Genomic DNA, 22,707 nt, shown 5'->3' on the forward strand with positions numbered 1-22,707 from the left:
GCACGGCCCGCGCCGTGCGACGCCGCTCCACCCGCACCGCCGTAAACGCAGACTTCACTGAATCGAGGGGAAGACCTCCCGTGCCTGCCACCACCCGTACCATCCCGCTCCGCGGCCTCGCCGCCGCCGCCACGCTGCCGCTGCTGATCGGCGCGCTCGCCTCCTGCGGCTACGGTTCACAGGCCAAGACCGACGAGAAGAAGGTGGCGGCGACGGGCGAGAAGCTCTCCGCCGACTCCGTACGGCTCGGGTACTTCCCCAACCTGACGCACGCCACGGCACTGGTCGGTGACCAGGAGGGCATCTTCCAGAAGGAGCTCGGCGGCACCGAGCTGAAGGTGTCGACCTTCAACGCGGGCCCGTCCGAGATCGAGGCGCTCAACGCCGGCTCGATCGACATCGGCTTCATCGGCCCCTCGCCGGCGATCAACGGCTACACCAAGTCCCGGGGACAGAACCTGCGCATCGTCGGCGGCTCCGCCTCCGGCGGCGTCAAGCTCGTGGTGAACCCCGCGAAGATCAAGACCCTGGACGACGTCAAGGGCAAGCGGATCGCGACGCCGCAGCACGGCAACACCCAGGACGTGGCCTTCCTCCACTGGATCTCCGAGAAGGGATGGAAGGTCGACGCGGAGAGCGGCAAGGGCGACGTCTCGGTGCTGCGCACCGACAACAAGGTCACCCCGGACGCCTACAAGTCCGGTTCCATCGACGGCGCCTGGGTGCCGGAGCCGACCGCGTCGAAGCTCGTCAGCGAGGGCGCCAAGGTGCTCCTCGACGAGTCGACGCTCTGGCCCGACAACAAGTTCGTCATCACCAACATCATCGTGTCCCAGAAGTTCCTGAAGGAGCACCCGGACGTGGTGGAGGCCGTTCTGCGCGGCTCGGTGAAGACCAACGCCTGGATCAACGCCAACCCGGACAAGGCCAAGGAGTCCGCCAACTCCCGGCTCAAGGAGCTGTCCGGCAAGCCGCTCGGCGCCGAGGTGATCGACGGCGCCTGGCCGTCCATCACCTTCACCGACGACCCGCTGGCCGCCACCCTGCAGGCGCAGGCCGACCACGCGGTGAAGGCCGGACTCCTCAAGGAGCCCGACCTGAAGGGCATCTACGACCTGCGGCCGCTCAACAAGGTCCTGAAGGCCGAGGGCGAGCCCGAGGTCTCCGATGCCGGTCTCGGCGTGAAGTAAGCAGCCCGCAGCTCATACCCAGGAGGTGACGACCATGGCCACGACCACGACGCCCGCCAAGGCCGAGGACCGCGCGACCCGGACCGGGCACGCCGCGCGCCTCACGCACGTCTCCAAGTCCTTCGGCGGTCCCGCCGGCGGCCAGCTCGTCCTCGACGACATCTCCCTCGACGTCGCCCCCGGCGAGTTCGTCACCCTGCTGGGCGCCTCGGGCTGCGGAAAGTCCACCCTGCTCAACCTGGTCGCCGGGCTCGACCGGCCGTCCGCGGGGTCCATCGAGACCCCCGGCGGCCGGCCGGCCCTGATGTTCCAGGAGCACGCCCTCTTCCCGTGGCTCACGGCCGGCAAGAACATCGAGCTGGCCCTGAAGCTGCGCGGCGTGCCGAAGGCCGAGCGCCGCCCGGAGGCGGAGCGCCTCCTCGAACTGGTACGGCTCGGCGGCTCGTACGGCAAGCGGGTCCACGAGCTGTCCGGCGGCATGCGTCAGCGGGTGGCGCTGGCCCGCGCCCTAGCGCAGGCCGGCGACCTGCTGCTGATGGACGAGCCGTTCGCCGCGCTCGACGCCATCACCCGGGACGTGCTGCACGACGAGCTCACCCGGATCTGGCGGGAGACGAACCTCTCCGTCCTCTTCGTCACGCACAACGTGCGCGAGGCCGTGCGGCTGGCCGAGCGCGTCGTTCTCCTCTCCTCCCGGCCCGGCCGGATCGCCCGGGAGTGGACCATCGACATCCCGCAGCCGCGCCGCATCGAGGACGCCGCCGTGGCGGAACTGTCCGTCGAGATCACCGAAGAACTCCGTGGGGAGATCCGCCGACATGGCCAGCACTGAGACCACCGTCCGCAAGAGCGACGACCTCGCGGGCCTGGAGGCCGGACTCGACGCGCTGGACAGCGTGCAGGTCAGCCGCACCCCGCTGCGCGAGGTCCTGCTGAAGAAGGTGCTGCCGCCGGTCCTGGCGATCGCGCTGGTCCTCGGCGTCTGGCAGCTGCTCGTCAGCCTGGAGGTGGCCGAGCCCGGCAAGCTGCCTTCGCCCGGCGCGGTCTGGGCGAGCCTGGAGACGATGTGGCTGGAGGGCACCCTCCTGGAGGTGCTGTGGACCAGCGTCTCCCGGGCCCTCCTCGGATTCCTCCTCGCCCTGGCGATCGGCACTCCGCTGGGGCTGCTCGTCGCCCGGGTGGGAGTGGTCCGGACGGCGATCGGCCCGATCCTCTCCGGGCTCCAGTCGCTCCCGTCGGTCGCCTGGGTGGCGCCCGCGGTGCTCTGGCTGGGCCTCAACGACTCGATGATGTTCGCGGTGATCCTGCTCGGCGCCGTGCCGTCGATCGCCAACGGTCTCGTGGCGGGCGTGGACCAGGTGCCGCCGCTCTTCCTGCGGGCCGGGCGGACGCTCGGAGCGACCGGGCTAAAGGGTGCCTGGCACATCGTCATGCCGGCCGCGCTGCCGGGCTACCTCGCCGGCCTGAAGCAGGGCTGGGCGTTCTCCTGGCGGTCGCTGATGGCCGCCGAGATCATCGCCTCCTCGCCCGACCTGGGCCTCGGCCTCGGCCAGCTGCTGGAGAACGGCCGCAACAACTTCGACATGCCGGGGATCTTCCTCGCGATCTTCCTCATCCTGCTCGTCGGCATCGCGATCGACCTGCTGCTCTTCAGCCCGCTGGAGCGCGCCGTGCTCCGCCGCCGCGGCCTGCTGGTGAAGTGAGCGACCGCCCATGACCGCCCCCGTCCTCCTCGTCATCGCCCACGGCAGCCGTGATCCGCGGCACGCGGCGACCGTCCAGGCGCTGGTGCGCCGGGCCGGCGCGCTGCGGCCGGGGCTGCGGGTGGAGACCGCGTTCCTGGACTTCAACCTGCCGTCGCCTGCGGGCGTCCTGGACCGGCTCGCCGCCGACGGGGTGCGGGACGTGGTGGCGCTGCCGCTGCTGCTGACCCGTGCCTTCCACGCGAAGGCCGACGTCCCGGCCGTGCTGCGCCGGGCGCCGGCCGGGCTGCGGATCCGGCAGGCGGACGTCCTCGGCCCGTCGCCGCTGCTGCTCGCGGCGGTGGAACGGCGCCTGTACGAGGCCGGGCTGACGCCCGGCGACCAGAGCACCACCGGGGTCGTGCTGGCCTCGGCGGGCTCCACCGACCCGGAGGCGATCGCGGCGATCGCAGAAACGGCGCGGGAGCTGCGGCGCACCGGTTGGTGCTCCGTGCGACCCGCGTTCGCCTCCGCTGTACGTGCCGAGGGCTTCCCGCGCACCGAGGACGCCGTACGGGCGCTGCGCGCCGAGCCGGGCGTCCGCCGGGTGGCGGTGGCCCCGTACGTGATCGCGCCCGGCCGGCTGCCGGACCGGATCACGGCGGGCGCGGCCGGGGCGGACGTGCTGGCCGAGGTCCTCGGTCCCGCCCCCGAAGTGGCCCGGCTCCTCGTGGAGCGGTACGCGGAGGCGGTCCGCTCCCCGGAGCGGGTGGCGGCCGCGGTCGGCTAGGCGGTCATCTCGACCAGCTTGCGGACGGTGTTCCAGTTGCGGGCGGTGGCCACCACGCCCTTGTTCAGGGACGGCCTCATCACGGCCTCGGCGAGCTTGGAGCGGCCGAGGCCGTCGGGCGTGTGGAGGTACATCACGCGGTCGCCGAGGGCGAACGCCTCGGGCGCGAAGGACTCCGCGTCGACGCTCGCGAAGCGGTCCGGGGTGACGGGCGCGGAGTAGTAGACGGCGTGCAGCTGCTTCCCCTCCAGTTCGCCGGCGGGGTAGGGGCAGGCGTCGGCGACGGCGGCGAGGTAGGCGCCGTCGCGGACCAGACAGTCGCAGCGGAAGCCGAGGCGCCGCTCGATCTCCTCCTCGATCGCGGCGGCCAGGGTGTCCTCGGAGGCTCCGGTGCCGGTGGTGAAGACGGCGTTCCCGCTCTGGAGGTAGGTCCGCACGCCGGTGTGGCCGAGGTCGCCGAGGAGGGCGCGCAGGTCGCCCATGGGGAGCTTGCGCCGGCCGCTCACGTTGATGCCGCGGAGGAGGAGCGCGTACGTCGTCGTCATGCGGTCAGCGTAGAAGGCCACCGCGCCTCGTGGGGGGTGGCGCGGTGGCTGGTCCGAACCCTCTCCGATGGACGGCGCGGAGGGGAAGGGCCTTCACGAATCTGTGACCTTTATTGAACAAGGTTGCGTAATGCGGGGAGGTGTGGCCAGGGATGGAAGACTGCTCGCGCAGACGTACCACCGGGTAGGGAGTGAGTGATGGACGAGGCGAGGGCGCGGGAGATCCTGGCCGCGGCGGGGCTGCCGGCGGGCGGGGCGCGACTCCTCGCGCTGGGCGAGAACGCGGTCTTCGCCGTGGACGGCCTGGTCGTCAAGGTGGGCCGGTCCGCCGAGCTGTTCGCGCGGGCGGAGCGGGAGGTGGCGCTGGCCGGCTGGCTCGCCGAGGCCGGGGTGCCGGCGGTGCGGGCGGCGGAGCGGGAGCCGCGGCTGGTCGGGGGCCATCCGCTGACCTTCTGGCATCCGCTGCCGGAGGCCGTCCGTCCGGCCGAGCCGCGCGATCTGGCGCCGCTGCTCGCGGCCGTGCACGCGCTGCCGGAGCCGGCCGGGTTCCGGCTGCCGCGGCGGGAGCTGCTGGGCGGGGTGGAGCGGTGGCTGCGGCTCGCCGGGGACGCGATCGACCCGGCGGACGCGGCCTTCCTGCGGGAGCGCCGGGACTCCTTCGCGCCGCAGGCCGCCGCCCTCACCCCGCACCTGGTGCCGGGCCCGATCCACGGCGACGCCCTCCCGCGCAACGTCCAGGTGGGCCCGGACGGGCCGGTCCTGATGGACCTGGAGACCTTCTCGTCGGACCTGCGCGAGCACGACCTGGTGGTGCTGGCGCTCTCCCGGGACCGGTACGGCCTGGACCCGGCGGCCTACGACGCCTTCACCGAGGCGTACGGCTGGGACGTGCGGGAGTGGGAGGGGTGCGCGGTGCTGCGCGGGGCGCGGGAGACCGCGAGCTGTGCCTGGGTGGCCCAGCACGCCCCGCACAACCCGAAGGCGCTGGCCGAGTTCGAGCGGCGGGTGGCGTCGCTGCGGGACGGGGATCCCGAGGTCCGCTGGTATCCCTTCTGACCGGCCTGTCATCATGATCCCGTCGAACAGGCCGAGGGGAACGGGGTGTTGTGATGCGGGTCGAGCTGACCGAGGTGACGCTGGACGTCGAGGTGAGCGGTGAGGGACCGGTGGTCCTGCTGCTCCACGGCTTCCCGGACAGTCACCGCCTGTGGCGGCATCAGGTTCCGGCGCTGAACGCGGCCGGCTTCCGGACGGTCGCGCCGACCCTGCGGGGCTTCGACGGCTCGGACCGGCCGGAGGGCGGCCACGAGGCGTACCACCCGGCGAAGCACGTCGGGGACGTGCTGGAGCTGCTGGCGAAGCTGGACGTGGGCCGCTTCCATCTGGTGGGCCACGACTGGGGGTCGGGGGTCGCCCAGGGGCTGGCGTCGGTGGTGCCGCACCGGGTGCGGAGCCTGAGCCTGCTGTCGGTGGGGCACCCGGCGGCGCTCCGGGGCGCGGGCTGGGAGCAGCGGCAGCGCTCCTGGTACATGCTGCTGTTCCAGCTGGCGGGGCTCGCGGAGGAGTGGCTGTCCCGGGACGACCACGCGCAGCTGCGGGAGATGCTGGCCGAGCACCCGGACGCGGAGGCGGTGATCGAGCCGCTGCGCGCGCCGGGCGCGCTGACGGCGGCGCTGAACATCTACCGGGCGGGCGCGTCGCCGGAGGCGCTGTTCGGTCCGGACGGTGCGGTGGTGCCGCTGCCGGAGCGGGTGCCGGTGATGGGTGTCTGGTCGCCCGGCGACCGGTTCCTCACCGAGCGCTCGATGGCGGGGACGGGCGCCTTCGTGGACGGTCCCTGGCGGTACGAGCGGGTGGAGGAGGCGGGGCACTGGCTGCAGCTGGATCAGCCGGAGGCGGTCAACGAGCTGCTGCTGTCCTTCCTGAAGGAGCACGCCTGACGGGCGCCCCGGTCAGGGGCTGACGGCCGCCGGCTCGCCGCGCAGGGGCCACACCGGGTCGACGAAGGCGTCCGGGTCGCCCTTGCGCCGCAGGAAGTCCTGGAAGTTCTCGGCCCAGGCGCGGTACCAGCCGATCTGCCGCTCGTGCAGTTCGGCCGGGTCGAGGGCGGCCACCTGCGGGTGGCGGGCGGCTATCGCGAGGGCGACGCGGACGGCGGCGAGCGCGTCGGCGGACGCCTGGTGGGCGCTGGTGAGCTCGACGCCGTACTCGCCGCAGACCGCCTCCAGGGTGCGCTTGCCGCGCCGGTAGCGGTCGACGGCCCGGTCGATGGTGTACGGGTCGAGGACGGGTCCGATGCCGGCGCCGCCCATCCGCTCGGCGAGCGAGGGCAGTCCGTGCCGGCGCAGCTCGGCGGAGAGCAGGGTGAGGTCGAAGGAGGCGTTGTACGCGACGACGGGGACGCCCTGGGACCAGTAGCCGGTCAGGGTCTCGGCGACCTCGTCGGCGACCTCGCGGACCGGGCGGCCCTCGGCGGCGGCGCGCTCGCTGCTGATGCCGTGGATGGCGGACGCCTGTTCGGGGATGCGAACGCCGGGGTCGGCGAGCCAGTCGCGCTGCCGGACCACCGTGCCGCGGTGCACGCCGACGACCGACGCGGTGACGATGCGGGATTCGAGCGGGTCCGTCCCCGTCGTCTCCAGGTCGAAGCCGACCAGTGGTTCCCCATGCCAGGCCATCGGGTCCTCCTTACGTGATCTCCCCCGTGGTGCTCACACCCTCGCACGCGCCTCTGACAACGCGGCCGGAGGGGCGGGGCACCCGGGCTACGAAACGGGCCGGGAGTCCAGCCAGACGGACTCGAACTCCTCCCGGTAGGTCTCGAAGAGGCCGTGGTCCGCGTCACGTCCGGGCCCGTCGGGCCGGACGACGGTCCGGCCGCCGCCGCGCAGCACGAGGACGGGCGCCTCCATGCCGCGGGCGCGGCGGAGGTAGGACTGGACGACGCCGACGCCGTCGGGGCCGTCGCCGTCGACGAGGTAGGCGGTGAAGCGGGGGGTCTCGTCGAAGACGTGGATCTGGAAGGCGTCGGGGTCGCGGAGCTTGGAGCGGACCCGCCGCATGTGCAGGATGTTCATCTCGACGGACCGGCTGAGCTCGCCCTTCCGGATGCCGAGCTCCCGCTCGCGGCGCTTGACGGCGCTGCTGGCGGGGTTGAGGAAGAGGAGCCGTATCCGGCAGCCGGACTCGGCGAGGCGGACCATGCGGCGGCCGGAGAAGTTCTGGACGAGCAGGTTGAGGCCTATGCCGGTGGCGTCGAGGCGGCGGGCGCCGCCGAACAGGTCCTCGGCGGGCAGCTGGCGCTGGAGCCGGACCCGGTCGGGGTGGACGGAGACGACGTCGGCGTACCGGTCGCCGACCAGGTCCTCGACGGCGTCGACGGGCAGCCGGTCGGCGGAGGGGACGCCGGCGCCGCTGCCGAGGATCTCCAGGATGCGGGCGGAGGCCCGTTCGGCCTGGGCGAGGACGGTGGGCGAGAGGGCCCGGTTGCGGGAGACGACGTTGCGGGTCACCTCCAGCTCGTCGAGGGCGAGTTCGACCTCGCGCCGGTCGTCGAAGTAGGGCTCGAAGCAGGGCCAGTGCTGCACCATCAGCTCGCGGAGCTGGGGCAGGGTGAGGAAGGAGAGGACGTTGTCGTCGGCGGGGTCGAGGAGGTAGCCCTTGCGGCGGGACACCTCGCGGACGGCGACGGCCCGGCGGACCCATTCCTGTCCGGCGGGTCCGGCGGCGGCGACGACCCACTCGTCGCCGTGGACGGGTTCGTAGACCGGCCGGAGGACGGCGGCGACGACCGCCCGCATCCGCTGTTCGACGAGATTCAGCCAGATGTAGGCGCGGCCGGCGCGCTGGGCCCGGGTGCGGACCTCGCCCCACGCCTCGGCGTCCCAGTCGAGCTCGGCGCCGATCTCCACCGGGCGGACCACGGAGACCGCGCCGGTGCCGACGGCGCTTGGGGGGAGGATCACCGTGGGCGGCTCCTCCCCGGGACCGGCCGGTCCCCCCTCGTGACCCGCGTCACCGGGGGGCAGCTCACGACCTCCCGAGCTCACCCGCGCACCGCCTTCTGCTCTGGACGCCCGTTCCGATTCTTCCGACAAGATCAAGGAAGGGTACTCCGGGAGCGGGAGGCGGTGCAGCAGGATCGTCCGGCCGCTTCCTCAACTCCAGCCCCGTGAGCCCCCGTTCCGGGAGGCGAGATCGGGCGGAGTGAGGGGATTCATAGCGGTTGCGCCGCCGTCCCCCGTCCCGGGCGACCCGGCGGAACCCGATGTTGACGCCCGCGGCCGCTTTGGCCGAAATCATACGGTCGACCCGTTTGTCCCTCTCGTTCCGGAGCAGGCTCCCGGCGCACCATTCACCCGGTAGGACGGGGTGAGTTCCTGGGAGGTCGCCCCGATATCGGGCAGGATCTGGCCGAAGGAAACAGCACCATGAACCCGGACAGAAGAGGAAGATTCGAATCCATGCAGGTCTGGCCGGGACAGGCGTACCCCCTGGGCGCCACCTATGACGGAGCGGGCACCAACTTCGCGGTCTACTCGGAGGCGGCGCACCGCGTCGAGCTGTGCCTCATCGACGACGACGGCACCGAGACGTCCGTCGAGCTGCGCGAGACGGACGCCTTCGTCCGCCACGCGTACCTGCCGGGCGTGATGCCCGGGCAGCGGTACGGCTTCCGGGTGCACGGGCCGTACGCGCCGGAGCGCGGCCTGCGCTGCAACCCGGCGAAGCTGCTGCTCGACCCGTACGCGCGGGCGATGTCGGGTTCGATCGACTGGGGCGAGGCGGTGTACGGGTACCCCTTCGGGCGGCCCGACGCGCGCAACGACCTGGACTCGGCCGGGCGGACGATGACGTCGGTGGTGGTGAACCCGTACTTCGACTGGGGCGACGACCGGCGCCCGCGCACCGAGTACCACCACACGGTGATCTACGAGGCCCACGTGAAGGGCCTGACGATGCTCCACCCGGACCTGCCGGAGGAGCTGCGCGGCACCTACGCCGGGCTCGCGCACCCGGCGGTCATCGGCCACCTGAAGGAGCTCGGCGTCACGGCCCTGGAGCTGATGCCGGTGCACCAGTTCGTCCACGACCACCGGCTGGTCGACGCGGGCCTGTCGAACTACTGGGGCTACAACACGATCGGCTTCTTCGCCCCGCACAACGCCTACGCCTCCTGGGGCGACCGCGGCCAGCAGGTCCTGGAGTTCAAGTCGGCGGTGCGGGCGCTGCACCAGGCCGGCATCGAGGTCATCCTCGACGTGGTCTACAACCACACCGCCGAGGGCAACCACCTGGGCCCCACGCTGTCCTTCCGGGGCCTGGACAACCCGTCGTACTACCGGCTCGGCGACGACCCGCGCTACTACTACGACACCACCGGCACCGGGAACTCGCTGCTCATGCGGTCCCCGCACGTGCTCCAGCTGATCATGGACAGCCTGCGGTACTGGGTGACCGAGATGCACGTGGACGGCTTCCGCTTCGACCTGGCGGCCACCCTGGCCCGGCAGTTCCACGAGGTGGACCGGCTGTCGTCCTTCTTCGACCTGGTGCAGCAGGACCCGGTGGTGAGCCAGGTCAAGCTGATCGCGGAGCCGTGGGACGTCGGCGAGGGCGGCTACCAGGTCGGCAACTTCCCGCCGCTGTGGACCGAGTGGAACGGCAAGTACCGGGACTGCGTGCGGGACCTGTGGCGGGGCGAGCCGCGCACGCTCGCCGAGTTCGCCTCCCGGCTGACCGGCTCCTCCGACCTGTACCAGGACGACGGGCGGCGCCCGCTGGCCTCGGTCAACTTCGTGACCTGCCACGACGGCTTCACGCTGCGCGACCTCGTCTCGTACAACGAGAAGCACAACGAGGCCAACGGCGAGGGGAACCGGGACGGCGAGAGCCACAACCGCTCCTGGAACTGCGGGCAGGAGGGCGAGACCGACGACGTCGGCATCAACGAGCTGCGGGCCCGGCAGATGCGGAACTTCCTGGCGACGCTGATGCTGTCGCAGGGCGTGCCGATGCTCAGCCACGGCGACGAGTTCGGGCGCACCCAGGGCGGCAACAACAACGCGTACTGCCAGGACAGCGAGCTGTCGTGGGTGGAGTGGCCGAAGGACGACAGCGAGGCGGAGGCGACGCTGCTGCGCTTCACCCGGGCGATGGTGCGGCTGCGCCGCGAGCACCCGGTGTTCCGGCGGCGCCGCTTCTTCCACGGCCGGCCGGTGGAGGGCACCCACGACGAGCTGACCGACATCGCCTGGTTCACGCCGGAGGGCGAGGAGATGACCGCCCGCGACTGGCAGGCGGCACACGCCCGGGCGCTGACCGTCTTCCTCAACGGCAACGCGATCTCCGAACCGGGCCCGCAGGGCGAGCGGATCGCCGACGACTCCTTCCTGCTGATGTTCAACGCCTCGGCGCAGGAGCTGGAGTTCGCGGTGCCGGACAGTCACGGGCGGTGCTGGCGGACCGTGGTGGACACCTCGGACCCGGAGGGCATGCCGCCGCGGGAGGGGCCGGAGATCGCGGCGGGCGACCGGGTCACCCTCGCGCCGCTGAGTCTGACGGTGCTGCGCCGGCCGGCCTGAGCGGGCCGCGCGGCGCGCCCGTCCGCACGGTCCAGGACAGCGCCGCGCAGGCGACGGCCGCCCCCACCGCCACCGCGAAGGCGGCGGGGGCGCCGTGTTGTTCGGCGAGCCGGCCGGACAGCGCCAGGGCGAGCGCCTGGCCGCCGACGATCCCGCTGGTCAGGAAGGCCATGGATTCGGCGAGCCGGCTCGCCGGGACGGCCCGTTCGGTCAGCGCGAAGACGGTGATGAGGTGGGGGGCGTAGGCGGCGCCGAGCACGGTCACCACCGCGTACAGGCCGGGCAGCGAGCCGACGGCGAGCAGCGGCACGGAGAGCAGGACGAGCCCGGCGGTCGCGGTCCGCCAGCGGAGGGTGAGGCCGATCCGGGCGGGCAGGGCGGCGAGCGACAGGCCGACGGCCGCGCTCATCACGCCCATCGCCGCGTAGACGAGCCCGGCCTGGGCGGGGGCGCCGAGGGCGGCGGTGAGCGCGGTGATCCCGGCCTGGGAGGCGCCGAACATGGCGCCCTGGAGGACCATCGTCACCCGGAGGGCGTACGCGGAGCCGGGCAGCCGCGTCCGTTCGGCGGCGCCCGTGCGGGTGGCGGTGCCGGGCGCCGGGGCGAGGGCGCGGGCGGTGGGGTGGAGCGCGAAGCCGGTGCCGCAGAGGGCGAGCAGCAGGGCCGCGCCGATCAGGGCGGTGCCGGGGTGGGCGAGGGCGGCGGCGAGGCCGACGAGCGCCGGGCCGAGGACGAACGACACCTCGTCGAGGGTGCCCTCGAAGGAGAGGACCGCGCCGACGGTCCGGTCGTCGGCGCCGGCCCGGCGGGCGAGCGCCACCGAGCGGGTCCGGGCGAGCGGCCCGATCTGCGGGACGGTCGCCCCGGCGAGCAGCGCCAGCGGCACGAGGAGCCCGGTCGGGGCGCGGCCGACGGCGGCGAGGACCAGGGCGGCGACGGCGAGGGCGTTGGCGAGGGAGGCGGCGAGGACGGGGCCGCGCTGGCCGCGCCGGTCCGCCAGCCGGCCGAGCAGCGGGCCCGCGACGGTCTGCCCGGCGGCCAGCGCGCCGCCGGCGAGGCCCGCGGTGGCGAGCGAGCCGCTGGTCTCCGCGACCAGCAGCACGCTGCCGAGCTGGCACATCGCGGTCGGCAGCCGCCCCAGGAAGGAGAGGACCGGCAGGACGGGGCCGAGCAGGGCGAGGGTGGTGCGGTACATGCGGAGCATCGGCCGAAACTAGCGCGATGCACCCGAACGGGTGCATCGGGTGATGACACGGAAGCTTCCGTACGGGGTACGTACGTTCGCATGACGTCCCAGTCGCCTTCCCGTACCAGCCCGCCGCCGTCCCCGTCCGGGTACGCGCCCGCCGTCGTGCCCGCGGCCACCTACCGGCTCCAGCTCCAGCCGGCGTTCCCGTTCGCCGCCGCCGAGCGGGCCGTGCCGCACCTCGCCGGTCTCGGCGTCTCGCACCTGCACCTCTCCCCCGTCCTGGAGGCGGTGCCCGGCTCCCCGCACGGCTACGACGTGACCGACCACCGGTCGGTGCGGGCGGAGCTGGGCGGCGAGGCGGGGCTGCGCGCGCTCGCCGCCACCGCCCGCGCCCACGGCCTCGGCCTGGTCGTGGACCTGGTCCCCAACCACATGGCCGCCTCCCCGCGCCACAACCACGCGCTGCGCGACCTGCTGCGGCAAGGCCCCGTGTCGCCGTACGCCCGCTGGTTCGACGTCGACCGGTCGGCCGGCGACGACGGCCGGCTGCTGCTGCCGGTGCTGCCCGCGCGCCTGTCGGAGGTGCGGGACCGGCTGCGGGTCGAGGACGGCGTCCTCCGCCTGGACGGGCAGGAGTTCCCGCTCCGGGAGGGCACGGAGCACCTGCCGCTGGACGAGCTGCTGGCCGCCCAGTGGTACCGGCTCGGCTGGTGGCGGCTGGCCCGCACCGAGCTGGGCTACCGGCGCTTCTTCACCGTCTCCGACCTGATCGGGGTGCGGGTGGAGGACCCGGAGGTGTTCGCGGCGACCCACGCGAAGATCCTGGAACTGGTCGCCGACGGGGTGGTCGAGGGCCTGCGCATCGACCATCCGGACGGACTCGCCGACCCGCAGGGGTATCTGGAGCGGCTGGCGGAGGCGACCGGCGGCCGGTGCTGGACGGTGGTGGAGAAGATCCTCACCGGCCCCGAGACCCTGCCGGACGCCTGGCCGGTCGCCGGGACCACCGGCTACGACGCCCTGCGGCTGGTCGACGGCGTCCTCACCGACCCGGAGGGCGCAGCCGAACTCACGGACATCTACCGGGAGTTCGCCGGGAGCGCCGCGGACCGGGGCGGCGAGTGGGAGGCGACCGCCCGGCGTGCCGCGTACGAGGTGGTGCGGCACGACCTGGCGGCCGAGACGGCCGTGCTGACCCGGGCGGCGGTCCGGCTGTGCGCCGCCGATCCGGCGCTCCAGGACCACGCGCCGTGGGCGCTGCGGACCGCGGTCGAGGAGCTGCTCGTCCGGGTGCCGGTCTACCGGCCCTACCGGACCGGCGCCGAGCGGGTGCTGACGGAGGAGGCGGCGCGGGGCGCGCGGGCCGCGTTCGCGGTGCCGGAGGAGGCCGCCGCCGTGGACGCCGTCCGGGGGCTGCTGCTCGGCGCGTACGGCGACACGGCGGAACACCGGGCGTTCCGGGCCCGGTTCGCGCAGACGTCGTCGGCGCTGCGGGCCAAGTCCACCGAGGACACCGCCTTCTACCGGTACGCGCCGCTGCTGTCGGCGAACGAGGTGGGCGGCGACCCGGGCCGGCCCGGTGTCGGCGTCGCGGAGTTCCACGCCGCCTGCGTCCGGCTGGCCCGCGACTGGCCGGCCGGCGGCACGGTCCTCACCACCCACGACACCAAGCGGAGCGCGGACGTGCGGGCGGCGATCGCGGTGCTCGCGCAGTGCCCGGACGTGTGGGCCGGGCTGCTGGCGGAGGTCGCCGGGATCCCGGCGCCGGACCCGCACCTGGCCTGGACGGCCTGGCAGACGGCGTTCGGCTTCGGCGTCCCGGACCCGGAGCGGATCGGCCCGGCGGTGCTGAAGGCGGTGCGGGAGGAGGGGCTGCGGACCTCGTGGACCGAGCAGGACCCGGCGTACGAGCGGGCGGTGGCCGAGTTCGTGGCCGCCGGGCCCGGCCGCGTCCCGCTGCGGACGGCGTCCGAGGCGGCGTTCGCGCTGGAGCCGCACATCCGGGCGCACGCGGACGGCGCGGCGCTGGTGCAGCTGACCATGCCGGGCGTGCCCGAGCTGTACCAGAACACCGAGCGGGAGTACCGGGCGCTGGTCGACCCGGACAACCGGGCCCCGTTCGCGCCGGGTCCGGACGACGGGCGGACGGCGCTGGTCCGGGCGGCGCTGCGGCTGCGCCGGGAGCGTCCGGCGGCCTTCGGTCCGGGCGGGACGTACGAACCGCTGACGGCCGGGGGCCCGGCCGCCGCGCACTGTCTCGCCTTCGCCCGCTCGGGCGAGGTGGTCACCGCGGTGACCCGGCTGTCGCTGCGGCTCGCGGAGGCGGGCGGCTGGCGGGACACCGAGCTGGTGCTGCCGGAGGGCCGGTGGGCGGATGTCCTGGACGGCGTGCGGGAGTTCACCGGCGGCCCGGAGAGCGAGCTGAAGCTGGCGGAGCTGTTCGCGGAGCGGCCGGTCGCGCTGCTGGCCCGGATCCGGTCCTGACCGGCGGGGCCGGCCGGCGCGGGACGTGGTGCCCGCGCCGGCCGTGCGCCGTCGGCGGGTCAGAGGCGGCTCGCGCGGGTGACCTCGCACCGGGTGTACTCGGAGCCGTCGCCGGTGCCGAGGTACGGGGTGGTCAGCTCGGCGGTCTGCGAGGCGCCCGCGGCGACCTCGATGCCGGTCTTCACGGCGGTCGCGGAGGTCGCGCCGGCACCGGTGAACTTGAGGGTGACGGAGTACGTGGCGTCGAGCGCGCCGTCGTTCTTGACGGTGATGCGGGCGGCCAGGTTCTTCATCGCCGCGTCGTAGGCGCACTTGTCGATGGTGATGTCGCGGATCGCCTTGTCGGCGCTGCCGCCGCCACCGGGGACGGAGCCGCCGGAGCTGGAGCCGTTGCCGTCGTTCGTGTCGTTGTCGTGGCTGCCGCCGCCGCTCGAACTGGAGCTGGAGCTGGAGCCGTTGCTGCCGTCGCAGCCGCCGCCGCTGGAGCCGCGGGCGCCGGTGAGGGCGAGGACGGCGATGCCGAAGACGGCGATCGCGCGGGCATGACGAAGCTTCACTTGATCGTTCCCCGTTGGTGTCGCGTAGGTGCGTGAAAGGGCTCGCTTGACGAGCGCACGTCACCCTAGCAGCGGGGCGGCACCGCGAAGAATCAGCCGTTCGGCAGGACCGTGAGGGTGCGCGGGGCACGGGTGATGAGGCCCGTCGGAGCCGGGCGGAAGCCGTCGGCCAGCCGCAGCCGGGGCATCGCCTGGAACAGCGCCCGGACCGCGTACTCCGCCTCCAGTCCGGCGAGGATCACCGCCGGGCAGAAGCCGGGACCGTAGGTCAGCTGGTGCGGGTCGTCGCGCAGCGGGTCGAAGCGGTCCGGCTCGCGGAAGCGCTCCGGGTCCCGCCCGGCCGCCCCGATGAGCAGCGCGACCGACGAACCGCCCGGCAGGATCCCGCCGCTGACAGGCACGTCCTCGCGGGTGCGCCGGACGGCGATCTGCACCGGCGGGTCGCGGCGCAGCGACTCCGCCCAGGCCCGGGCCACCAGGGCGGTGGGGGCGTCGCGGAGGGCGGCGACCTGGCCGGGGTCGGTGAGGACGTTGGCGAGGAAGGAGGCCAGCGCCTTCTCCCGTACGGCGATCTGCCCGCCGCACTCGCCGGCGAGCGCCGTCGCGGCCCGGCCGCGCACCAGCCGCATCATGTCCCGGTAGGGGACGCCGAGGGCGGCGGCGACGGTGCCGGCGGGCAGCCAGTGGCAGAAGTCGGCGACCAGGTCGGCCCGTTCGCGCCCCGCGAGGCGGCGGGCGAGCACGAAGGCGGTGCGTTCGGCCGCGGACCGCAGCTCGCCGAGGTCCACATCGGTGTGGGCGCGGGCGCAGGCCGGGTCGCCGGGCCGGTGCCCGTGGGTGAAGCGGCGGTCGGTGAGGGCGGTGGCCACGTCGGCGTACCGGCTGAGCACCCAGGCCCGCAGCAGCGGGTCGTAGGTGAGCGGGAACTCCTCGCGGAGCCGGCGGTGCACGGGGTGCGGGTCGAGCGCGGCGCCGGGGTCCAGCGGGCTCGGGGCGACGGTCCGGCCGCCGGGCGGCGCGGTCGGCTCGGTCCCGGACCGCACCCGGCCGGGCCCGGCGGCCCGTCCGGCGGGCGCCATCACCGGCACCCGCTCCCAGGCCCCGCGGCTCGCTCCGCCCTCCGTGTCCCGCCGCACCCGCCGGTGCGGGCCCGGCTCGCGCCGGGTCGTCGGCTCGTCGCGCATCGCGCCCCCTGTCGTCCGGCGGTGACTGACCGCGGCCGAGTGGCGGCGCGCGTCCCCCCAGCCCACCACCCCGGCCCGGCCGCCGCCCGCCACGCTCCGCCGAACGGGTGAGGCGGCACCGCGCTGACCTCGGAGGACCCGCCGCGGAAGGGCGGGTCAGTCGGCGGACAGCCGGAAGCTCATCTCGCCGAAGCCGACCACGTCCCCGGCGCGCACCACGACGGCGCCGACGACCCGGCGCCCGTTGACGGTGGTGCCGTTGGTGGAGCCGAGGTCGCGCAGCACCCACATCCCGCCCTGCAGGGAGAGTTCGGCGTGCAGCCGGGACGCGGTCTCGTGGCTGAGCCGCAGCCCGTTCACCGGGTCGCGGCCGATCCGCAGCGGGTACGGCCCCGGCTGCGGCAGCAGCAGCTTCGGCAGCCGCTCGGCGTGCCAGGCGCGCCGGAGGCGGGCGGTGAAGCCGGAGACGGCCTCGACGGCGCCGACGACCCGCCGGCTCCAGGCGTTCTCGCCGCGCAGGTCGGCGGTGAGCACGGCCAGTTCGTCGGGGCGGCGGGCCTGGAGGGCGCGCTCCATCCGGAACAGGAAGGTGTCGTGCGAGAGACGGCCCTGGGCGGCGCCCTCCCGGAGCAGCACCAGCGCGCGGTCCCGCTCGGCGTCGGTCAGCCGCGGGGAGTGCGCGGGAGGCTCGTAAGGGGTCGTCACAGGGAGATTGTCCGCGCGGCCGGGCCGGGCTGTCCAGAAGCGGCCCGTCCCGGGGACGTACCGGCTCCGGCACAAATCCGCGCGCCGCCGTCACAAGATCGCTGCTACGGTCTGCGGGCTCGACCGACCACACCCCTGGGGGAACCACCGCATGACCGACGGCCTCGTCGTCCGCCCGCTCGCCGGGCCCGGGGAACTGGACCTGTTCCTCGGCCTCACGTACACGCTCGACCACGAACTCGCCGACGACCTCGGCACCGGCCGCCGCCGCCCGGAATGGCTCTGGGTGGCCGTGCGCGACGGCCGGCTGCTCGGCCGGATCGCCTGGTGGACCAAGAAGGACGGCGGCGAACCGCTGGCCCTCGACTTCTTCGACCTCGACCCGGAGCTGCCGGCCGGGGAGGCGGCGGAGGTGGGCCGGCGGCTGCTGCGCACCGCCATGGCCGCCGTCGTCCCGGCGGGCACCGTGCCGCCGGAGTACAGCCGCTACCTGCCCGCCGACTGGCGGGAGGACGCGGCGGTCCGGGACCGGGTGGAGCTGCTGTTCTCGCTGCTCGCGGAGACCGGCGCCCGCCCGCTGGTGGAGCGGCTGCGCCTGGAGTGGCTGCCGGGGACGCCGGTGGCGGAGCGCACGGGCCGGCTCGCGTTCCGTCCGGTGCGGGACCGGGAGGACCTGCTGGCGCTGATGACGCCGGTGATGGCGGGCACGCTCGACGCGCACGGGCAGGCCGACCTGGCCGAGGGGCTGACCGCCCGGGAGGCGGCCGAGCGCCACTACGACGGGGAGTTCCCGCACTACACCACGCCGCGCGCGTGGTGGCGGGTGGCCGAACTGCCGGAGACCGGCGAGCCGGTCGGCTTCGTGATCCCCGCGCACAACGCGTACAACCCGGTCATCGCCTACATCGGCGTGCTCCCGGCCCACCGGGGACACGGCTACGTCGACGAGATCCTCGCCGAGGGCACCCGGATCCTCGCCGACGCGGGCATGCCGCGCGTGCGGGCCGCGACCGACCTGGGGAACGTGCCGATGGCCGCCGCCTTCGCCCGCGCGGGGTACGTGAACTTCCAGCGGCAGGTGGACTACGTGTGGGACGCGCCGGGCGCGTCGCCGTCCTGACTGCCAGGATGGGTCTGACCCGCCGAGGGTGACGAGGACCGTACCGACGTCTGCGAGGAGATCCGCCGTGCTCTTCGAGGTCTGGGCGCCGCACGCCCGCGACCGGGTGACCCTGGAGCTGAACGGCACCGGGCACCCCCTCGACCGCGATCCGCTGCGGGACGGCTGGTGGACGGGCACCGTCCCGGCCGCCGACGGGGACCGGTACGGCTTCCGCCTCGACGACGGGCCCGTCCGGCCGGATCCGCGCGGCCGCCGGCTGCCGGACGGGCCGGACGGGCTGAGCGCGGTCGTGGACCACGCGGCGTACGCCTGGCGGCACGAGCCGCCGCGGCTGCGGCTGCGCGGCGCGGTCCTGTACGAGCTGCACGTCGGCACGTTCACCCCGGAGGGCACCCTCGACGCCGCCGCGGCGCGGCTCGGGGAGCTCGCCGGGCTCGGGATCACCCATGTGGAGCTGATGCCGCTCTGCCCGTTCCCCGGGGTGCGCGGCTGGGGGTACGACGGGGTGGCGCCGTGGGCGGTGCACGAGCCGTACGGCGGGCCGGAGGCGCTGAAGCGGTTCACGGACACCGCGCACGGCCTGGGCATGGGCGTGGTCCTCGACGTGGTCCACAACCACCTGGGCCCGTCCGGGAACCACCTCCCGGTCTACGGCCCGTACTTCACCGAGACGCACCACACGCCGTGGGGCGCGGCGGTGAACCTGGACGCGCCGGGCTCGGACGAGGTGCGGGCGTACTTCCTGGGCAGCGCGCTGGCGTGGCTGCGGGACTACCGGATCGACGGGCTGCGGCTGGACGCGGTGCACGCGCTCGCCGACGACCGCGCGCTGACGTTCCTGGAGGAACTGTCAGCGGCGGTCGACGAGTTGGCGCGGGAGCAGGGCCGCCAGCACTTCCTGGTCGCCGAGTCCGACCAGGGCGACCCGCGCACCACGACTCCGCGCGCGCTCGGCGGGCTGGGCCTGCACGCCCAGTGGAACGACGACTTCCACCACGCCCTGCACTGCGCGCTGACCGGCGAGTCCCAGGGCTACTACGCGGACTTCGCGCGCGCCCCGATGGCCGCGCTCGCGAAGACCCTCACCCGGGTGTTCTTCCACGACGGCACGTACTCGTCGTTCCGCGGCCGGCACCACGGCCGGCCGGTCGACCGCGAGCGCACCCCCGCCCACCGCTTCCTCGGCTACGCGCAGACCCACGACCAGATCGGCAACCGGGCGCTGGGGGACCGCCTCTCGGCGTCGCTCTCCCCCGGGCTGCTGGCCTGCGCGGCGGCGCTGGTGCTGACCGGGCCGTCGGTGCCGATGCTGTTCATGGGCGAGGAGTGGGGCGCCCGCACCCCCTGGCAGTACTTCACCGACCACACCGACCCGGAGCTGGCGGAGGCGGTGCGCCGGGGCAGGCGGCGGGAGTTCGCCGCGCACGGCTGGGACGAGGACGAGGTGCCGGATCCGCAGGACCCGGCGACCCGGGACCGCTCGGTCCTGGACCGGTCGGAGCGGGAGCGGGACCCGCACCGGCGGATCCTCGCGTGGCACCGGGAGCTGATCGCGCTGCGCCGCACGCTGCCCGACCTGACCGACCCGGACCTGGGCGCGGTGCGGGTCGCCTTCGACGAGGAGGCCCGCTGGCTGGTCTTCCGGCGCGGCGACGTGCGGGTGGCGGTGAACCTGGGCGAGGAGCCGGCCGCGATCCCGCTGGGCTCCAACGGGCGGGACCGGGTCCTCGCGGCGTGGGAGCCGACCGAGGCGCCGGGCCCGGACGGGCTGCTGCGCCTCGGCGGCGAGTCGGCGGTGGTCCTCGCCGACGGGTGACCCCGGAGGGGCGGCCGGCTACTCGACGATCGCCATCTCGTGCGGGGTGTCGTTGAAGCGGCGGCCGGTGCCGTCCTCGGTGAGGGTGACGATGTCCTCGATGCGGACGCCGAAGCGGCCCGGCAGGTAGACGCCGGGTTCGATGGAGAAGCACATGCCGGGGACGACGGGCCGCGTCTCGCCCTCGATCATGTAGGGCGGTTCGTGGGTGGTGACGCCGATGCCGTGGCCGGTGCGGTGGATGAAGTAGTCGCCGTACCCGGCGTCGGTGATGACGCGGCGGGCGGCGCGGTCGACGTCCTGGCAGGCGATGCCGGCCTTCACGGCCTCGAAGCCGGCCTGCTGGGCCTCGCGGACGAGGTCGTGGACGCGGCGCTCCTCGTCGGTGGGCTCGCCGACGTGGACGGTGCGGGTGGTGTCGGAGCCGTAGCCGTGCTTGAGGCCGCCGAAGTCGAGGACGACCATGTCGCCGCGTTCGATGACCCGCTCGCCGGCCTCGTGGTGCGGGTTGGCGCCGTTGGGCCCGGAGCCGACGACGGTGAAGTCGACCTGGGAGTGGCCGAAGTCCAGGAGCAGCCGGGCGAGGTCGGCGGCGACCTCGGTCTCGCGGCGGCCCGCGAACCGCACCTTCAGGATCTCCTCGTACGCCCGGTCGGCGGCGGCCCCGGCGGCGGCGATCCGGTCCAGTTCGCGCGCGTCCTTCACGGCCCGCAGCATCGGCAGGGCCTCGGTGAGGGAGACGTACGAGGTGCCCGGCAGGGCCTGCTGGAGGCCGAGGAGGTGCAGGGCCCAGGTGTTGTCGCTGACGCCGAAGCGGCCCCCGGCGTCGAGCAGCGAAGCGGTGGCGGCGTACGGGTCCTGGCCGTCGGTCCAGTCGCGGAGGGTCAGCGCGGGCGCGCCGGCGGCCTTCTCGGCGTCCGGGGCCTCCAGGGTGGGGACGACGAGGACGGGGTCGCGGCCGGGGGCGAGCACGAGGACGGTGAGGCGTTCGGTGAGCGCGGTGGGCCGGTAGCCGGTGAGGTACACGAGGTCGGGGCCGGGGGCGACGAGCAGTCCGGCGAGCCCGGCGTCGGCGGCGGAGGCCGCCGCCCGGTCCATCCGGGCCCGGTGGTCGTCGGCGGTGAAGGGCACGGGGGCGTCGTCGGAGCGTGCGGCCGGGGTGCTCGTCATGGGGCGGTCTCTCCTTCGCGGCGGCGGGCGGGCGTCTTCCGGCATCCTCCCCGCCGGGCCCGCGCGCCGCGACCGCTCCGGGCGCCGGTCAGCGCGGACCCGGCCCCTGCGCGATGAGCCGTTCGAGCAGGTCCTGGAAGTCGTCGCCGACGACGATCCGCAGCCCGCCGCCCTCCTCGTCGTGCTCGCTGAGCTGGGTGAGGGTGCCGTCCCGCCACCAGAAGACGTAGGGGCTGATGGCGCCCGGGGTGTCCTCGTACTCGGCGGCGGCGAAGGAGGCCATGGCACCGAGCGCCGGGATGATCGTGGTGTCGCGGATGGGGTGGAAGGCGATCTGGTGCCGGAAGGGCAGGGCGACGAGCGCGCCGTGCTCGCCGAGCGGCAGCCCGGTGACCCGCTCGGCGAGGGCGTCGAGGTCGAGGACGCGGCTGGCGGTGTAGAAGGAGTCGCCGACGACGACCTCGAAGGTCATGCCGTCGGCGTCGCGGACGGTCTCGTGGTCCTCGACGGGCAGTCCGCGCAGGTTCTTCAGGGCGCGGGCGCGCAGCTGGGCGGGGTCGCCGAGCCGGTCGAGGGCGTCGTCGGTGAGCATCATGACGCTCTCCGGCAGGTCGAGCGCCAGCACCTCGTACAGCCCGGGGGCGAGGGTCCGGGCGTAGCCGAAGGCGCCGGGGTCGATGCCGTCGGCGCTGACGACCCGGGGGTAGAGCTGGGCGCGGATCTGCTCGGGCGGCAGCGTGTCGAGCGCGGACGGCCCGTCCAGGGTGCGGACGACGAGGGTGACGTGACGGCGGATCAGCTCGGGCCAGACGCGGGGTCCGCGCCGGTCGCGGTGGCAGACGGCGGCGAGGTTGCCGAGGCCGAAGCTGCGCTGCCGGTCGTCCTGGACGGAGTTCGCGTAGACGGTGACCTCGAGGCCGAGTTCGGCGAACGCCTCGCGGACGGTGGCCCGGAAGAGCGCCGCCTCGCGCTCGGAGAAGTAGGCGAACTCCGGGTCCCGCGGCGCGTCCTCGCCGTCCCGCCTGGGTCCCCTGCGCAGCCACCCCACGTCAGCCCGCCTTCCGTCGCCGTTGCGTTTCAGCGTAGCGAGTGGGGCGGGGCGTCCACCGGCCGCCCGGCGAAGTCGGCTCAGGAGCCGTCGGGGGCGGTGAGGAGGGCGCGGGCGTAGTGGGCGAGGGAGCGGTTGTAGCGGGGCAGCAGCGGGGCGAGGGCGCCGAGGGCGAGCGAGGCGGCCTCGCGGTCGCGGCCGGTGTCGGCGAGCGCGAGGGCGAGGAAGGCGTCGACGGCGGGGGCGAGGGCCCGCTCGTCGGCGTCGAGCCGCGCGTCGGGCAGGTCGCGTTCGGCGGTGAGCAGTTCGACGCTGCGGTCGGGGCGGCCGAGGTTCCGCAGGCTGCTGGCGAGCTGGATGACGGCGCGGCGGCGGCGCAGCCCGGTCAGGCCGAGGCCGAGCGCCCGCTCGTAGAGGGCGACGGCCTCGGCGGGCAGGCCGGTGGAGTCGTGGGCGGCGCCCTGCTCGAAGAGGGCGGGGGCGTCGTCGTCGCCGCGCTCGGCGGCGAGCGCGGCGATCCGGGCGCGGAAGTCCTCCGGCGCGTACGTGTCGATCTGCTCCCAGAGGGCGGCGACCCGCTCCTCCCACCCGGTGGCCCCGGCGCGCTCGTCGTTCATGGCGTCACCCTACTCGGCGCCGG

General features: G+C 74.6%; 20 protein-coding genes. 10 read left to right on the forward strand and 10 right to left on the reverse strand.

What is annotated here, in order from left to right:
• The first annotated feature begins 80 nt into the window (after nt 1-80).
• The 4 genes from ACFVQZ_RS10880 to ACFVQZ_RS10895 are packed head-to-tail and all read left to right on the forward strand — an operon-like array spanning nt 81 to nt 3,662.
• Entirely contained in the window at nt 81-1,190 is a 1,110-nt protein-coding gene (locus ACFVQZ_RS10880; RefSeq protein ID WP_030494554.1) for an aliphatic sulfonate ABC transporter substrate-binding protein, read from the forward strand.
• A gap of 34 nt (nt 1,191-1,224) precedes the next feature.
• The gene (locus tag ACFVQZ_RS10885) at nt 1,225-2,022 is read left to right on the forward strand and encodes an ABC transporter ATP-binding protein (RefSeq protein ID WP_030494555.1); all 798 of its coding nucleotides are present in this window, start codon (nt 1,225-1,227) and stop codon (nt 2,020-2,022) included.
• A complete protein-coding gene (locus ACFVQZ_RS10890; RefSeq protein ID WP_030494556.1) occupies nt 2,009-2,893 on the forward strand; it encodes an ABC transporter permease in 885 nt (294 codons plus the stop codon). Before ACFVQZ_RS10885 ends, ACFVQZ_RS10890 begins: the two co-directional genes overlap by 14 nt.
• 10 nt (nt 2,894-2,903) lie before the next feature.
• Nucleotides 2,904-3,662, forward strand: coding sequence for a sirohydrochlorin chelatase (locus ACFVQZ_RS10895; RefSeq protein ID WP_383621093.1), 759 nt, complete (start codon nt 2,904-2,906; stop codon nt 3,660-3,662).
• Here ACFVQZ_RS10895 and ACFVQZ_RS10900 read toward each other — a convergent pair.
• Nucleotides 3,659-4,207 carry a DUF1697 domain-containing protein gene (locus ACFVQZ_RS10900; protein WP_383621094.1) on the reverse strand — a complete coding sequence of 183 codons (549 nt, stop codon included), beginning with the start codon at nt 4,205-4,207 and terminating at the stop codon, nt 3,659-3,661. The two genes, ACFVQZ_RS10895 and ACFVQZ_RS10900, sit on opposite strands and share 4 nt — an antisense overlap.
• 198 nt (nt 4,208-4,405) lie before the next feature.
• Here ACFVQZ_RS10900 and ACFVQZ_RS10905 point away from each other — a divergent pair, with 198 nt between their 5' ends.
• Nucleotides 4,406-5,263, forward strand: coding sequence for a phosphotransferase enzyme family protein (locus tag ACFVQZ_RS10905; RefSeq protein ID WP_383621096.1), 858 nt, complete (start codon nt 4,406-4,408; stop codon nt 5,261-5,263).
• 53 nt (nt 5,264-5,316) lie between these two features.
• The gene (locus tag ACFVQZ_RS10910; RefSeq protein ID WP_030494560.1) at nt 5,317-6,147 is read left to right on the forward strand and encodes an alpha/beta fold hydrolase; all 831 of its coding nucleotides are present in this window, start codon (nt 5,317-5,319) and stop codon (nt 6,145-6,147) included.
• Between the two features lie 12 nt (nt 6,148-6,159).
• Here the strand turns inward: ACFVQZ_RS10910 and ACFVQZ_RS10915 are convergent, their stop codons facing one another.
• A complete protein-coding gene (locus ACFVQZ_RS10915; protein ID WP_383621099.1) occupies nt 6,160-6,885 on the reverse strand; it encodes a 3'-5' exonuclease in 726 nt (241 codons plus the stop codon).
• An 87-nt stretch (nt 6,886-6,972) separates the two neighbouring features.
• Entirely contained in the window at nt 6,973-8,256 is a 1,284-nt protein-coding gene (locus ACFVQZ_RS10920) for an SAV2148 family HEPN domain-containing protein (RefSeq protein ID WP_383621101.1), read from the reverse strand.
• 414 nt (nt 8,257-8,670) lie between these two features.
• Between ACFVQZ_RS10920 and glgX the strand changes: the two genes are divergently transcribed.
• Nucleotides 8,671-10,791: a glycogen debranching protein GlgX gene (gene glgX / locus ACFVQZ_RS10925; protein WP_030494563.1), complete on the forward strand. Its 2,121-nt coding sequence runs from the start codon at nt 8,671-8,673 to the stop codon at nt 10,789-10,791.
• Here the strand turns inward: glgX and ACFVQZ_RS10930 are convergent.
• Complete coding sequence (locus ACFVQZ_RS10930) at nt 10,745-11,986, reverse strand: MFS transporter (RefSeq protein WP_383621361.1); 1,242 nt, start codon at nt 11,984-11,986, stop codon at nt 10,745-10,747. The two genes, glgX and ACFVQZ_RS10930, sit on opposite strands and share 47 nt — an antisense overlap.
• A 90-nt stretch (nt 11,987-12,076) precedes the next feature.
• Here ACFVQZ_RS10930 and treY point away from each other — a divergent pair, with 90 nt between their 5' ends.
• Nucleotides 12,077-14,464, forward strand: coding sequence for a malto-oligosyltrehalose synthase (gene treY / locus ACFVQZ_RS10935; protein ID WP_383621104.1), 2,388 nt, complete (start codon nt 12,077-12,079; stop codon nt 14,462-14,464).
• A gap of 59 nt (nt 14,465-14,523) precedes the next feature.
• On the opposite strand, the gene ACFVQZ_RS10940 is transcribed toward treY, so the two are convergent.
• From ACFVQZ_RS10940 to ACFVQZ_RS10950, 3 genes are all read right to left on the reverse strand, one after another.
• On the reverse strand, nt 14,524-15,021 hold the full coding sequence (locus tag ACFVQZ_RS10940; protein WP_383621106.1) for a hypothetical protein: 498 nt from the start codon (nt 15,019-15,021) through the stop codon (nt 14,524-14,526).
• Nucleotides 15,022-15,113: 92 nt separating this feature from the next.
• Complete coding sequence (locus ACFVQZ_RS10945) at nt 15,114-16,205, reverse strand: cytochrome P450 (RefSeq protein ID WP_030494567.1); 1,092 nt, start codon at nt 16,203-16,205, stop codon at nt 15,114-15,116.
• Nucleotides 16,206-16,361: 156 nt separating this feature from the next.
• Nucleotides 16,362-16,910, reverse strand: coding sequence for an FHA domain-containing protein (locus ACFVQZ_RS10950; protein WP_030494568.1), 549 nt, complete (start codon nt 16,908-16,910; stop codon nt 16,362-16,364).
• Nucleotides 16,911-17,061: 151 nt separating this feature from the next.
• Here ACFVQZ_RS10950 and ACFVQZ_RS10955 point away from each other — a divergent pair, with 151 nt between their 5' ends.
• On the forward strand, nt 17,062-18,030 hold the full coding sequence (locus ACFVQZ_RS10955) for a GNAT family N-acetyltransferase (RefSeq protein ID WP_030494569.1): 969 nt from the start codon (nt 17,062-17,064) through the stop codon (nt 18,028-18,030).
• A 67-nt stretch (nt 18,031-18,097) separates the two neighbouring features.
• Nucleotides 18,098-19,849, forward strand: coding sequence for a malto-oligosyltrehalose trehalohydrolase (gene treZ, locus ACFVQZ_RS10960; RefSeq protein ID WP_030494570.1), 1,752 nt, complete (start codon nt 18,098-18,100; stop codon nt 19,847-19,849).
• 18 nt (nt 19,850-19,867) lie between these two features.
• On the opposite strand, the gene ACFVQZ_RS10965 is transcribed toward treZ, so the two are convergent.
• The 3 genes from ACFVQZ_RS10965 to ACFVQZ_RS10975 all read right to left on the reverse strand — a co-directional run bounded on the left by ACFVQZ_RS10965 (nt 19,868) and on the right by ACFVQZ_RS10975 (nt 22,684).
• Entirely contained in the window at nt 19,868-21,019 is a 1,152-nt protein-coding gene (locus tag ACFVQZ_RS10965; RefSeq protein ID WP_383621109.1) for an aminopeptidase P family protein, read from the reverse strand.
• Between the two features lie 88 nt (nt 21,020-21,107).
• Nucleotides 21,108-22,067, reverse strand: coding sequence for a hypothetical protein (locus ACFVQZ_RS10970; protein ID WP_030494572.1), 960 nt, complete (start codon nt 22,065-22,067; stop codon nt 21,108-21,110).
• A gap of 80 nt (nt 22,068-22,147) precedes the next feature.
• Complete coding sequence (locus ACFVQZ_RS10975; RefSeq protein WP_383621111.1) at nt 22,148-22,684, reverse strand: tetratricopeptide repeat protein; 537 nt, start codon at nt 22,682-22,684, stop codon at nt 22,148-22,150.
• Between the last annotated feature and the right edge of the window lie 23 nt (nt 22,685-22,707).

Source organism: Streptomyces sp. NPDC057854, assembly GCF_042797055.1.
Lineage (GTDB): Bacteria > Actinomycetota > Actinomycetes > Streptomycetales > Streptomycetaceae > Streptomyces.

What these genes read in the sequence shown, in the direction of transcription:
- ACFVQZ_RS10885 (WP_030494555.1), top strand. Translation starts at nt 1,225, where the DNA reads ATGGCCACGACCACGACGCCCGCCAAGGCCGAGGACCGCGCGACCCGG.
- ACFVQZ_RS10890 (WP_030494556.1), top strand. Translation starts at nt 2,009, where the DNA reads ATGGCCAGCACTGAGACCACCGTCCGCAAGAGCGACGACCTCGCGGGC.
- ACFVQZ_RS10895 (WP_383621093.1), top strand. Translation starts at nt 2,904, where the DNA reads ATGACCGCCCCCGTCCTCCTCGTCATCGCCCACGGCAGCCGTGATCCG.
- ACFVQZ_RS10900 (WP_383621094.1), bottom strand. Translation starts at nt 4,207, where the DNA reads ATGACGACGACGTACGCGCTCCTCCTCCGCGGCATCAACGTGAGCGGC.
- ACFVQZ_RS10905 (WP_383621096.1), top strand. Translation starts at nt 4,406, where the DNA reads ATGGACGAGGCGAGGGCGCGGGAGATCCTGGCCGCGGCGGGGCTGCCG.
- ACFVQZ_RS10910 (WP_030494560.1), top strand. Translation starts at nt 5,317, where the DNA reads ATGCGGGTCGAGCTGACCGAGGTGACGCTGGACGTCGAGGTGAGCGGT.
- ACFVQZ_RS10915 (WP_383621099.1), bottom strand. Translation starts at nt 6,885, where the DNA reads ATGGCCTGGCATGGGGAACCACTGGTCGGCTTCGACCTGGAGACGACG.
- glgX (WP_030494563.1), top strand. Translation starts at nt 8,671, where the DNA reads ATGCAGGTCTGGCCGGGACAGGCGTACCCCCTGGGCGCCACCTATGAC.
- ACFVQZ_RS10930 (WP_383621361.1), bottom strand. Translation starts at nt 11,986, where the DNA reads ATGTACCGCACCACCCTCGCCCTGCTCGGCCCCGTCCTGCCGGTCCTC.
- treY (WP_383621104.1), top strand. Translation starts at nt 12,077, where the DNA reads ATGACGTCCCAGTCGCCTTCCCGTACCAGCCCGCCGCCGTCCCCGTCC.
- ACFVQZ_RS10945 (WP_030494567.1), bottom strand. Translation starts at nt 16,205, where the DNA reads ATGCGCGACGAGCCGACGACCCGGCGCGAGCCGGGCCCGCACCGGCGG.
- ACFVQZ_RS10955 (WP_030494569.1), top strand. Translation starts at nt 17,062, where the DNA reads ATGACCGACGGCCTCGTCGTCCGCCCGCTCGCCGGGCCCGGGGAACTG.
- ACFVQZ_RS10965 (WP_383621109.1), bottom strand. Translation starts at nt 21,019, where the DNA reads ATGACGAGCACCCCGGCCGCACGCTCCGACGACGCCCCCGTGCCCTTC.
- ACFVQZ_RS10975 (WP_383621111.1), bottom strand. Translation starts at nt 22,684, where the DNA reads ATGAACGACGAGCGCGCCGGGGCCACCGGGTGGGAGGAGCGGGTCGCC.